At 38.6% G+C, this 13,467-nt stretch carries 10 protein-coding genes and 1 pseudogene; 1 reads left to right on the top strand and 10 read right to left on the bottom strand.

Going from position 1 to position 13,467, the window contains the following annotated elements:
- Positions 1-92 precede the first annotated feature (92 nt).
- The 7 genes from alaS to G611_RS14925 all read right to left on the bottom strand — a co-directional run bounded on the left by alaS (position 93) and on the right by G611_RS14925 (position 7,808).
- A complete protein-coding gene (gene alaS, locus G611_RS0112745) occupies positions 93-2,744 on the bottom strand; it encodes an alanine--tRNA ligase (RefSeq protein ID WP_330362049.1) in 2,652 nt (883 codons plus the stop codon).
- Between the two features lie 19 nt (positions 2,745-2,763).
- A complete protein-coding gene (locus G611_RS15880) occupies positions 2,764-2,922 on the bottom strand; it encodes a hypothetical protein (protein ID WP_196801570.1) in 159 nt (52 codons plus the stop codon).
- Positions 2,923-3,020: 98 nt separating this feature from the next.
- Positions 3,021-3,935: a cobalamin biosynthesis protein CobD/CbiB gene (locus G611_RS0112755; RefSeq protein WP_028243958.1), complete on the bottom strand. Its 915-nt coding sequence runs from the start codon at positions 3,933-3,935 to the stop codon at positions 3,021-3,023.
- Between the two features lie 17 nt (positions 3,936-3,952).
- Positions 3,953-4,789 (bottom strand): DNA-3-methyladenine glycosylase 2, encoded by an 837-nt coding sequence (locus tag G611_RS0112760; RefSeq protein ID WP_028243959.1) that lies wholly within the window; start codon positions 4,787-4,789, stop codon positions 3,953-3,955.
- 1 nt (position 4,790) lies between these two features.
- The gene (locus G611_RS14920; protein ID WP_051195260.1) at positions 4,791-5,519 is read right to left on the bottom strand and encodes an MBL fold metallo-hydrolase; all 729 of its coding nucleotides are present in this window, start codon (positions 5,517-5,519) and stop codon (positions 4,791-4,793) included.
- A gap of 78 nt (positions 5,520-5,597) precedes the next feature.
- Positions 5,598-6,710, bottom strand: coding sequence for a DUF5692 family protein (locus G611_RS0112770; RefSeq protein ID WP_028243960.1), 1,113 nt, complete (start codon positions 6,708-6,710; stop codon positions 5,598-5,600).
- A gap of 153 nt (positions 6,711-6,863) precedes the next feature.
- Positions 6,864-7,808 (bottom strand): diacylglycerol/lipid kinase family protein, encoded by a 945-nt coding sequence (locus tag G611_RS14925; protein ID WP_036949232.1) that lies wholly within the window; start codon positions 7,806-7,808, stop codon positions 6,864-6,866.
- 125 nt (positions 7,809-7,933) lie between these two features.
- On the opposite strand from G611_RS14925, the gene G611_RS0112780 reads away from it, so the two are divergent.
- On the top strand, positions 7,934-9,211 hold the full coding sequence (locus G611_RS0112780) for a chloride channel protein (RefSeq protein WP_028243961.1): 1,278 nt from the start codon (positions 7,934-7,936) through the stop codon (positions 9,209-9,211).
- Positions 9,212-9,215: 4 nt separating this feature from the next.
- Here the strand turns inward: G611_RS0112780 and G611_RS0112785 are convergent, their stop codons facing one another.
- From G611_RS0112785 to G611_RS16050, 3 genes and pseudogenes are all read right to left on the bottom strand, one after another.
- Positions 9,216-11,555 carry an alpha-galactosidase gene (locus G611_RS0112785; protein WP_028243962.1) on the bottom strand — a complete coding sequence of 780 codons (2,340 nt, stop codon included), beginning with the start codon at positions 11,553-11,555 and terminating at the stop codon, positions 9,216-9,218.
- A gap of 51 nt (positions 11,556-11,606) precedes the next feature.
- Positions 11,607-12,947, bottom strand: a complete 1,341-nt coding sequence (locus G611_RS15990) for an MFS transporter (RefSeq protein WP_334290902.1) — start codon at positions 12,945-12,947, stop codon at positions 11,607-11,609.
- Positions 12,927-13,454, bottom strand: a pseudogene (locus tag G611_RS16050) (MFS transporter); the annotation flags it as partial. The gene G611_RS15990 and the pseudogene G611_RS16050, both read right to left, overlap by 21 nt.
- Positions 13,455-13,467 lie beyond the last annotated feature (13 nt).

Here is a 13,467-nt window from a genome sequence, read left to right on the forward strand (position 1 = left end):
TATGGCCTCCGAAATTGATGTATTCGAATATCTTAGCCTAAAGTATTGTCTAAAATGTGAAAAGAGACCCAAGATTTGGGTCTCTTAAAATTCTATAGCATACCTTCAAGTACATTCTTTGCTTCAGCAAGTGCATCTGCAATACCTGCAGGATTCTTACCACCAGCCTGAGCCATGTTTGGACGACCACCGCCGCCACCGCCAACCTTAGGTGCAATAGCCTTAACAAGGTTACCAGCATGAGCGCCTGCCTTCTGAGCTGCATCAGTAGCCATAACAACAAGGTTAACCTTACCATCACAGTCAGATGCAAGAACGATAACGCCTTCACCAAGCTTATTCTTAAGATCATCGCCAAGGTCACGAAGTCCGTTCATATCAACACCAGCTACTGATGTTGCAAGAAGCTTAACTCCCTTAACCTCAACTACTGAATCCATAGCATCTGAGGCTGCTGCCTGAGCTGCCTTAGCCTTCATAGATTCAAGTTCAGAATTTGTCTCCTTAAGCTGCTTCTGAAGATGAGCAATCTTTTCTTCTACATCTGCTGGCTGGCACTTAAGAGCAGCAGCTGCAGCATTAAGCTTAGCCTCGATATCTGCATAGTATTCAAATACAGCAGCACCTGTGATAGCTTCGATACGACGTGTACCAGCAGCTACACCGCTTTCTGAAAGAATCTTGAATGCAGAGATTTCTGATGTGTTAGATACGTGTGTACCACCACAAAGCTCTGTAGAGAAGTCTCCCATCTTAACAACGCGAACTTCTTCGCCATATTTCTCACCAAAGAGAGCCATAGCACCGCTCTTCTTAGCTTCATCAATTGACATGATAGCTGTAGTAACTGCAAGTCCTTCAGCAATCTTGTCGTTAACCATCTTTTCAACCTTTGCGATTTCCTCATCAGTCATAGCTGAAAAGTGAGAGAAATCGAAACGTGTTCTGTCAGCATCCTGGTATGAACCCTTCTGCTCTACGTGTGTACCAAGTACCTCGCGAAGTGCCTTCTGAAGAAGGTGAGTAGCTGAATGGTTCTTGCAGATACGAGCGCGGCGAGCAGCGTCAACCTTAAGTGTAACCTTATCGCCAACCTTAATCATACCTGACTTCATTTCACCAACGTGGCCAATCTTGCCACCCTTGAGCTTGATAGTATCCTTTACTTCAAACTCACCGTTTGGTGTAGAGATGATACCTGTATCACCAATCTGTCCACCCATTGTAGCGTAGAATGGTGTTTCTGGAACTATGATTGTACCAACTGTTCCTTCTGTAATAGTATCAACAATTTCTGTTTCTGTAGTAAGAACTGTAACTGTAGATTCTGATGTAGTCTTATCATAGCCTACAAATTCAGATGTAACAGTTAAATCAATATCATCATAAACTGATGCATCAGCACCCATGTAGTTTGTTTCTTTACGAGCAGCACGCGCCTTCTGTCTCTGCTCTTCCATGCATGCCTCAAAGCCTTTGGCATCATAGCCAAAGCCCTTTTCCTCAAGGATTTCTGCTGTAAGATCTACAGGGAATCCGTAAGTATCGTAAAGCTTAAATGTGTTCTCACCTGAAAGCTCCTTAGCTCCAGATGCCTTAAGCTCTTCTTCCATCTTAGCAAGGATTTCAAGACCCTTATCGATAGTCTTGTTGAACTGCTCTTCCTCAGCTGTGAGAGTCTTGAAGATGAATTCTCTCTTCTCCCAAAGCTCTGGATAGCCATCCTTACATTCATTAATAACTGTCTCAGAAAGCTTAGCCATGAAAAGACCATCAATTCCAAGAGCACGACCATGCTTTGCAGCACGTCTGATAAGTCGACGAAGAACATATCCTCTTCCTTCGTTTGAAGGTGTAACACCATCAGAAATAAGGAATGTAGATGAACGAATATGGTCAGTAATAAGACGGATTGATACGTCATCAAGAGCATCTACCTGATACTGCTTACCTGACATTTCACAAATCTTATCACGAATAGCCTTCATTGTATCAATATCGAATACTGAATCAACATCCTGCATAACAACAGCAAGACGCTCAAGACCCATACCTGTATCGATGTTCTTCTGAGCAAGCTCTTCATAACCGCCGTGGCCATCACCGTTGAACTGTGTAAATACGTTGTTCCAAACCTCCATGTAACGGTCGCAATCGCAACCAACCTTACAATCTGGCTTACCGCATCCGTATTTTTCTCCACGATCGTAATAAATCTCTGAGCAAGGACCGCAAGGACCAGCACCATGCTCCCAGAAGTTATCGCATTCTCCTGTTTCAGGATCACGATAGAAACGTGTGATTCGCTCTGGAGCCACACCTACTTCCTTTGTCCAGATTTCAAATGCTTCTTCATCCTCACCATAGATAGATGGATAAAGACGTTCTGGATCAAGCTTAAGAACTTCAGTTAAGAATTCCCAAGACCACGCAATAGCTTCATGCTTAAAGTAATCTCCGAAAGAGAAGTTACCCAGCATCTCAAAAAAAGTAAGATGGCGAGCCGTCTTACCTACATTATCAATGTCACCTGTTCTAACACATTTTTGACAAGTAGTAACGCGCTTTCTTGGTGGAATCTCTTGACCTGTGAAATATGGCTTAAGTGGTGCCATACCAGCGTTGATAAGAAGTAAACTGTTATCATTCTGTGGTACAAGAGAAAAGCTGTTGAGACAAAGATGACCTTTGCTCTCAAAGAATTCCAAGTAGGCGCGTCGTAAATCATTAACACCGTTATTCAAAACAATAGTCCTCCAATTATTATTCCTCGGAAGAATCTGTTACAGCATCTGTGATGCCTTTCTTCCTGTCGCTAGACTGACGAAGCTTTATACCAATAAATCCTCCGCAAATGCCTAATGCAACGAGTATGATCATTTTAATTAGATAACTTGCAAAACTAGATAAAAATGCAGACATAGCAATTCCTCCTATATTACAAAATATTTAACCAATTAAATCTTACTACATACTTGGTTAAATTATAATCCAAAGCACTTTTAAATTCCACAGGTATTTCAGAAAAATAATAATAAAATCAATAAAATACACTGTATAAATACAAATACACATAGCTCTATAGATAAAGCTCTTTTTATATCCGATGCTTCAGCCCTCTTATCGTCATCTCCCACCAGATTATTTTTAAGCTTTATACCTAATGCACCAGAAAAAGCTGATACAGCCTTAAACCGGTCTCTAAGGTCTATATATTTGGCATTTTTGCCATCAACACCTGGCAATATGTATTTTGATACAAATGCCGTCATAATACCAGAAAATCTTCCAGGTATGTAATTGACTATCCTGTTAAGTCCTGCGGCTGCATATCCAAAATCAGAGTATCGATAATTTTTATAGCCAACCTGTTTATCAATCATATCAATGGTTCGATACACAAAGCCGCCAACCGGGCCAAATAAAAACATTACAAACATTGAAGAAAGAACTGCATCACTGGTCTCATTAGCAATAAAGGTGATTGCCTCTTTAGTGACCTGCTCTTCATCCTGTCCCTCGCTATTTTTGTCTGAGAAAACCTCATAGGAATGTTTCATAGCATTTATTCCATCCCCATAGAAATCCTCCATTATGATTTTTCCGCTATTATAAATATATCTGAAATCGATACATAAATAGGATGCAAAAGCTTCAAACAATACTCCTAGTGGGATAGCAATATCATAGCAAAGCATTGTAAAAAATGCGCTAACAACAAAAACAGGTGTAACAACAAGCATAATCAGCCAAAGTCCAAGGCTTTTTTGCTTTGAAGGCTCTAGTAGTATAATCTCATCTCCAAGCAATGCTCTATCCAAATATTTAATTAATCTTTTCACGGAATCAAAGGGATTCCAGATACTGTAGATTCGCCCTAAAAAGAAATCTAAAATAGAACCTAAAAGTAGGGCAAGTACATGATATTTAAACATTATTCGTCCCCATTTAATTACTTATTTCGTTTATGGTAAAACTGAAGCTGTTGAACATATCCCTGAAATCCAGAATATGAACAATTAATATATTTCAAATAATCTTCCTTAGAATAAGAAGAATAATCCTCTGAAATAATCTTTTTCATCCATGTATCGATTGGGTAGCTTTCCATAAAGTGAAAGCCGTAAAGCATTATACAGTTAGCAACCTTTGGACCGATGCCCTTTATTTTAAGCAAATTATTCATAGCTTCATCATATTCCATCTCAGATATCTTTTTAATATCAAGAGTGCCGTCTACAACCTGCTTTGAAATACCGATGATGTAATCTGCTCTGTAGCCAAGTGCCGTACCATCCATCAGCTCAGATTCCGGAATAAAGGCAAGCACCTGGGGCTTTGGAAAATGAATTCCATCTGAATATCTGTCACATAGTGTCTGGATGGATTTTTTGATTTTAGGGATATTATTATTCTGAGATATTACATAAGAAATAAATACTTCCCACAAATCCTGTCTAAGAATTCTCATTCCAAAGGAATCCTTTAAGGCATCCTTTAAAAATTTATCGTTACTTTTTCTTATTAAATCGTTGTATTTAACGTAATCTGTTTCAAAATCAAAATATCTTTGCCAGAAATCCCACTGTTCTTCCTCACATACGAAATCCCAGCAATCCGTATCAGTATTTAAATAGAAATATACATCATTATCACCTGAACATGCACTGTAGGTATCAGGGGTTCCATTAGCCCCCTTAGTTTCCCTTTTCATTCTGAATACCTGTCCAGAATTCATAATCACTTCAGGGTTAAATTGTTCTGCCGTAAGCTTTTTTTTAAAAACCATTCTAGTCCTCTATTTCAAAAATCATATTTTCTCTGTCGATGTCTACAATTCTATCATTTAAATTGATAGTGTCAGGTCTTGTTTTAAATCGTGAAATCCACTGATATTCTCCCCACATATTCATTGGGAAAATAGTATCACTATCAATATGCTTGATAAAATAGTCCATGCCTAAGAAATAGCCATCCTCTCCCATTCTGCCATCCATTGGGACAAAGGCTATATCGTATTTGCGATTTAATATTGGTTTTAAGTATCTTCTATACTCTCTGCCATACTGTTCACCGTATAATTCTCCACGGCCTTCAGCGTTCCACCAATTAAGTGTTCCCGCAAAATATATATTAATATCCTTTACTGTCAAGCTAAAGGCCACTCCCACGTCGTTAGACCTAAGAGTCTCTAATTTCATATCATCAATATCGTATTTGCGAAGGGCCTTAACTGACTGAAGCATGGATTTGTCTACCTTTCCCCTTTTTACTTTGACATCCTTAGATAAAATGTATTTCTTAACATTAGGAATATCAAAAATCTTCTCAGTAAAATGATCCTTTCTCCCGTTGCTGGCAAATACATAAATAGGTTTGTTTATATCAAAATCAGGAAGGCATCCCCTGTAATCTATACTCCCTTCCAAATCACCTTTATCAAAATAATCAAATAGCAAATATCTATCACTAAGTTCCACTACAAAAGAACTGTGCATTAAATAATATACCTTAACCATATTATCCTCCTTAAGGTATTTTAGCACACTTAAAAAGGGACATCCACAAATGTGAATGTCCCAATGTTTTAAATATAATTATTTAGCTGCACGAGCCATAGCCTCGTCGAAGTCCTTTGTTCCTTTGAATACGCAGTTAGAATATGGGTTTCCACCGATTCTGATTGCGTTTCTGATGATAACAGAGATGCAAAGAACGTTAACTGCAAGTGCCATCATAGCTACGAATCCCTGCATTGAAGAATCAGCTGTGATACCCATTGCTGCGATAGCTTCATTAGCTGCTGCTGTCTTACCCTGACCTGCATTGTAAAGAGCGATAGCCTTCTCATAAAGATCCATTGTTGTAACACCAGCTTCTGTTGCACCACCGTATACACGTGGAAGAACAGCTGCGAATGTACCCTTTAACTGGAAGAGAGGTACTACCTGAGCCCACATACACCAAATTGCAAGTGTGTTAGCACGGTTCTGAATCCATGCACCCTTGTTCCAAAGAGCGTTAGCAAATGTAGGAGCAAGAAGAAGTGCAACACCACAGTACCATGTATGTGTAGGAAGGTTAAGATATGTATACTCAAAGTTCCATACATCATAAGCAACGATAAACCAAACTGTCATATCTGGCCAAATCATATCTGCCTGATTCTTGTCGTTTGATGTGTAAAGCTTTACACAACCTGTCATACAGAAGATGTTAATCATACCAGCGAGAGCGTTAACAACGTTCCACCATCCACCGTAGATGAATACACCTTCGTTTGAGCACCACCAAGCACCTGAAAGGTCACCTGTGATTGAGTATGCTGCAAGAGCAGACTCCATATCTGAAACATTAGCAATCATGATGTTTGCTGCTACGATGAACCATGGCCACCAAGCAAACCACTTTTCTTTACCAATGCCCCACTTATACTTAATCATCATAAAGCCGACGCATCCGATATCTGCTGCGTAGAGCTTGAAGTAGTGGAACCAACCATCCATATATGCAACAGTTGGATTTGCAGCACCGCCGAATAAACCAACGTGTGCTAAGATGAAATAAACTGTAAGGATACATGGGATGATAACAAAGATAATCATTCCACCGACCTTTGTACGACGGCCGAGTTCATTCATAACAATCAATCCAGCAAATACAAGGAACCATCCAAGGATCTGCCAAAGATTAGTGATTTGGAAAAACATATCCAATCCTCCTTAATAATTATATACTTTAAAATTAGAGAAACTACTCTCTCTATCCTCAGTTTTTATTATACCCATATGTGAATAAAATAACAATATGTCACTTTATAAAAAGTTAATACATTTTTTAGATTTTGTATTATATATAAATGTTTATAATCCCCTAATCTTAAGCATTTGTGGAATACATTCGAAGGTAATACTATTTAAGAAACCAACATGCTCTCCATCTGCATGTACACACATTTTATCCTTCATATCTATTTGAATCTTATCAAAATCAACTAGATCAAAGCCTTCCTTTCCCATGTGTTTTCCTGCAACTAAATAGGGAAGTAATGTAAAACAACGAAATCTGCTTATATCATGTGCGATAAAGGCTGTAAGGTGTCCTGAATCAGGCTCGGCATCTGGCGCCATCGGTATTCCACCCCCTTCTGCCTTGCAATTCATTGCTGCAGCAAAAATTGTGCTATTAATATCTCTCACTGTAGTTTTTCCATCATAATGAATTGTCACCTTTGCATCAGAAAAAGGCATCGTAAAAATGTCACCAACTGTAAGAAGTCCATAGGTAGCAGAGCCTGCTCCAAATTTATTTAGAAACTTTTTAAGCTTACTATCGAGTGCCTGTAAGCAAACATATGCATCCACACCTATTCCTGCGCTTACGCCAAACAACCTAGTGGATTCTTTTTCTTCATTATCTATATATGAAATCTTTCCAATATCAAACCTCTTATATTCTTCGGTATGAATAGCCCTATCAAGAATTTCAAGGGCGTCACCTTCAAGTCCAATGCCTTTTACAAAATCATTAGCTGAGCCTGATGGAAGTGGTGTATAGATAGTTTTTTCAAAATCTTCTATTCCATTTAATGCCTCGTTTAATGTACCGTCGCCTCCCATTACAAACAAAGCAACTAATTCCTCTTTTGACGTTGCAGCTTTGGCAAATTTAGTTGCATCATAAGGGCCTGAAGTAAAATGAACTTCATAATTAACCTTATTAACCGACAAATACTCCTCTACTCTATTCCATAATTCCTCTGCTTTTCCAGTTCGACTGGCCTTATTTACAATAAATACGTTTTTCATATTATTCCCTTTCAATTTCTATTGTTAATTGTGGTTAATTTAAATACTAAAGTCAATGGATTTCTTGCACTAATAAAAATTGAATGATAGCATATCAGTTAGAAATAAAAAAAGAGGAATGAAATATGAATAGTAATGACTTTAAAGAAAAATTTTTGCATAAGATGGATCACAACGGACATCGAGCTTTGTCTGTTGTAGGCTGGACAATCGCAGCTATTTGCATCGGTATAGCAGTTGGATTATTTGCAACAGGCTTTGGTCTATCAATGAGATATGTCATCAGCTTTAGAGAAGCTCACAAATGGCTTATATTTTTGCTTCCTGTTGGTGCAGTTTTTATCACATTCATGTACAAACAGATTTTAAGAGAAAAGGATAGTGGAACAAACACTGTTATCGCTGCAATTCAATCAGACGAACATCTTCCTTTTAGATTAGCACCACTGATTTTTATTGCTACTCTCGTTACACATTTGGTTGGCGGTTCTGCTGGTCGTGAGGGTGCTGCCCTTCAAATGGGTGGAGCCATAGGAAATGGAATTGGTCGTGCTCTTAAGCTTAATTCAACAAATAAAAAGACAATGATAATGTGTGGAATGAGTGCCGCCTTTTCTGCTTTATTTGGAACTCCAATGGCTGCGGCTATTTTTTCAATGGAGGTTGTATCCGTTGGAATTATGCATTACGCTGCTTTAGTTCCATGTGTTATTTCTTCACTTGTAGCTAGATATGTGGCTAATTACTTTGGACTTAGCGCTGAGATTTATCCTATAGATGTAATTCCTAAGTTCACAATCAAAACCTCAATAATGATTTGTATCTTTGCAATACTTTGTGGCATGGCTTCAATGCTATTTTGTACCATGCTCCACAAATACGAAAGCTTCCTAAGTGAAAAGGTTTCAAATCCTTATATCAAAGCTATCATTGGCGGTACTTCAGTTTTAGCTCTTACCCTATTAATAGGTAACCAAACTTACAACAGTACAGGTTCTGCCATCATCATGTCCTGCTTTACAGGAGCAAGCATTAGCTTAGGTGCCTTCCTTTTAAAGATGATTTTTACAGCCCTCACATTATCCTGCGGATACAAAGGCGGTGAAATCGTTCCTACATTATTTATTGGCGCAACTCTTGGTGCTGCGGTTGGACAGCTGATTGGATTTTCGCCAGCACTACTTGCTGCAGTTGGAATGGGTGCACTCTTCTGTGGCGTCACTAACTGTCCTATCTCAAGCTTATTAATATGCTTTGAGCTTTTCGGATATGAGCCAATGCCTTACTTCCTACTTGCTGTCGCATTCAGCTACTGGGTATCAGGCTACACCGGATTGTACCGTGCACAAAAAATCGTCTACAGCAAATATCGAAGCAACTATATCGACAAAAAAGTGGACTAGTTACCTAGTCCACTTTTTCTATGAAGTATAAACGTGCGCCAAAATCTGGGAAGTAGCGTACCTGTTCATTGTAGCCTGTGCCAACATAGCTTTGTGCAAGCTTGATACCGCCTTCGTTAAGTGTATCTCCATAAGCTACAGTATCTTCTACCTCACCAGGCATCTTTACAAATTTGGCAATTACATTGTGTAGCATTCCATCCTGCTTAATGTGAATTGGTGCTACTGTGTTAACCAAATCTCCAAAGCCCTTAAGGTTATATTCTAACTTTCTACCATAGAAGTGATACTTTGTATCAGCATCAAGGCCAGCCGCACCTATTCTAAGATACTGCTCACCTGGCTTGATTTCTCTTTGCATTACCATTGATACAGATGTGTTCTTGTCCTTATCTACAATGCTCCACTGATAGATATTGTCAGCTCTTAATCTGTAGAAGTCACCAAACTGAAGTGTCTTTCTATACTGCTTGTACAATTCAATCTGCGCCTTTACAGCTGAAATATCTTCTGCACTGGCATCATTAAGATTAAGCTCGTAACCAAGTACGCCAAATGCAGCAACAGCAAAGCGTGACTCAAGTGGTGTAATTCTAAGAGTCTGATGGTTAGGACATGAGCTTACATGGGCTGTGTATGTGCTCTGTGGATATCCATATGAATATCCGTCCTGAATTGCAAGACGGCTAACTGCATCAGTATTATCACTTCCCCAAATCTGTGGGAAATAGCAAAGTGCACCTAGATCAAATCTATTTCCACCAGAAGCACAACCTTCCATAAGAATTTCTGGGAATCTCTCTGCTAAAGTCTTAAGCATTCTGTAGAAGCCTAACACATATCTATGGCTAACTTCCATCTGCTTATCAGCAGGCAAATACTTAGAGAAATAATCAGAGAAGTTGCGATTCATATCCCACTTAATATAAGAAAGACCAGGAGTTGCAAAGACCTCGCTCATTCTATCTATCATGTAATCAACAACCTCTGGATTACATAAATCAAGAAGACGCTGATTACGGCCTTCAGCATGATCCATTCCTGGAATATCGATAGCCCAGTCAGGGTGCTTCTTATAAAGCTCGCTTTCAACGTTAATCATTTCAGGCTCTACCCAAAGACCAAACATAAGACCTAAATCATTAACCTTTTTAGCAAGTCCCTCTAAACCGCCTGGAAGCTTTTTCTTATTGATGATATCCCAATCACCAAGGGCATGCTTATCATCATTTCTGTTGCCAAACCAGCCATCGTCCATAACAAACAACTCAACGCCAGTGCTCTTTGCCACCTTAGCAAGCTTAAGAAGTGAGCCTTCTGTGAAATCAAAGTAGCTAGCCTCCCAGCTATTGATAAGGATAGGACGTTCCTTCTTTTTCCAGGTTCCTCTTGTAATATGTTCTCTAACAAAATCGTGCATATTAAGGCTCATCTGTCTGAAACCAGCCTTTGAATATGTCATTACTGCTTCTGGAGCCTCAAATTCCTCTCCTGCTTCAAGTGTCCACTCAAAGCTTTCAGGGTTAATACCGTATGCAACTCTTGTCTTGCCCCAAGGAGATACCTCAGTGGCAGAATAATGATTGCCCGAATAAACCAAGTTGAAACCATACACATCGCCAGAGGTTTCTGTAGAATCAGCATCCGAAAGAATAAATAATGGGTTGCAACGGTTTGAGCTGGTACCTGTAAATGAAGAATTAACATACTTTCCAGCTGGAAGCACCATATCAGTTTTGTTCATCTCTCTAGTCCAGCTGCCGTGGAAGGATGTGATTTTATAGCCACAGTGCTCAAAATCTACAAGCATAGAAAGCATACGTGTAAGCTTTACAGAAGAATCTGTAGTATTTTTAAACTTAGCACTACGTGTGATAACATCACAATCCTCGAATATAGAATATGAAAGCTCTAATGTATATCCATGATTTTTATCCTTTAATGTAACAATAAGAGTCTCTGCATTACCGTTTTCATCATAAGAGCTAGGAAGTGTTTTAAACTCAGGTTTTTCCTTAAGTACTTCAAAGCCCTCATATATGAAATCAAGTGTGCTGCTTCCATCAGGACAAACAGCAGTAATCATTGGCTCTCTATAATCTCCCTTTCCAAGGGTAGATACTTCAAGACAAACATCCTCTAAAGTAAGTTCTGGATGCTCGTTATTGTAGGTAACAGTATTTCCTGGAGCAAATGCACGCTTTTCAATAAGCACAGATGGCTCATCCGTATGGATGAGCCTTCCGTAATACATATGTTCCAGCTGACCTGTCTCCATTACGCGAAATGCGTAAGTTGTGTTCTTAGTATTAAGTGTAAATACCTTTCCATCAGCTTTAATCATTTTAAAAATCCTCCCAGTCATGTATTAAATTTACAAGACCAATTACTCAGTTTATTTTCTAGCACTCAATTCATTAGAAATCTCTTCAAGCTTTTCATCTGTAAGAATATATTTTGCTTTGAAGAAGAAGAATGCAATAACAAGAACTATTGTAGGTCCTACTGTCATAATCATTCTAAGTCCAATTACTGAGTTTGCATCGATAGATTCGACTAATCCACTATTTGCAACCTTTGCCTGAAGTCCAGCAAAATCAAGGATTGCTGCACTATCCTTCTGAATGTTGAATATAGCAAGGCAAACAGAAGCTACTAAAGCTGCAATACCTGAAGCAAGCTTAACTACAAATGTCTGCATTGAGAAAATTACTGATTCGTCTCTACGATAATTCTTAAGCTCACCATAATCTACAGTGTTTGCCAAAAATACAGTAACAACAACATTTAAAATGCCTGCACCAGACATAATTAAAAATCCTGGCATAAAGAAAACAAATACATTTGTCACACCTGAAAGTGCCATTGCAAGAAGTACAATATATCCAATAATTTCAGCAAGTACACAGATATAGAAAATACGAAGTGTAGTAAATGCTTTTCTGAGCAATGGGAAAAGAATCATCATTGCTAAAATCTGCATACCACCTGCAAATGTATTGAACAATGTGTAATTACCCTGCCAATTGCTTCCAGCTAAATCATATTTGAAAAAGTAAATCAAAAGGTTTGATGTAATATAAAGTGCAGTATTAACAAGAACAATTGTAATAACGATTGTCATTGCCTGATCATTCTGGATAAGCGCCTTAAACATCTGACCAATTGATGCAGTCTGCATATCTACAGTAGACTTTTCTTTAATACATGCACATGTGATACCAATGAAAAGAATGAATAAAGCACCAATAATAAGTGAGAAGTACTTGAAACCAAGTCTTTCAACTTCCATTGTGGATGTCATATCGATAGTAATGTTGTTAAGATCAACTTCGCTATTTTCGTATTCTTCATAAGCTGCGCTTGGCACATAAAGTGCTACAGCTACTTCACCAGAATCTACGCTATCCATTGCAACATTGATATCGCAATCGTCACCCTCTGCAAATGTTTTATCACCATAAGTAAAGCTATAATTTGTGTTATTTCCATTAAGAGATACTACGCCGTTATATCCTTTTTCTTCGTCAACAACACCATCAAATACTTTCTGAATACCTGTTACATTAAGAACTACATTATCGCAGGTAATTGTATCTGTGTTAGTTGTTGGATTGCCATCTGCATCACGCTCTACAAGATATACATTAAACTGAGTGTTGCTAGAATCAAATGTCTTTAAAATATTTTCTGAGCTGTTAGCTGCTGCCTTAGAACCAAGAGCTGCTACAACCATAACTGTAACAATAGTTACAAGAGCTGAACCTACACCAGCGCATGAACGTGCAAGAGCTGATAAGCCTTCACGCTCTTTTCCGCTTTCAGTGAAAGCAGGAACCATTGACCAGTAAGGGATATCCATCATTGTGTATGTAACACCCCACATGATATAAGTAACAGCAGCATAAGCGATGAGTCCCTTAGGTGATGCTGTTGGTGGTGCTGAAAACATAAGTACCAGCAACACTGTATTTGTAATAGTACCAATTAAAAGCCAAGGTCTAAACTTACCCCATCTAGTCTTTGTCTTAGCAACAATTACACCCATGATAGGATCATTGAATGCATCAAAGACACGTGCAATTAAAAGGATGATTCCCATCGCAATTGCGTTAACTCCCATGATGTCCTGGAAATAATATAATACGTATGAAGCTGATAGCATATATACCATATCCTTACCAACAGCTCCAATACCATAGGCAAATTTTTCAACTCCCGATAAACTTCTTTTTTCTGCCATTGTTCTCTCCTCC

Origin of the sequence: Pseudobutyrivibrio ruminis AD2017, assembly GCF_000424305.1 — a bacterium.
Lineage (GTDB): Bacteria > Bacillota > Clostridia > Lachnospirales > Lachnospiraceae > Pseudobutyrivibrio > Pseudobutyrivibrio ruminis_B.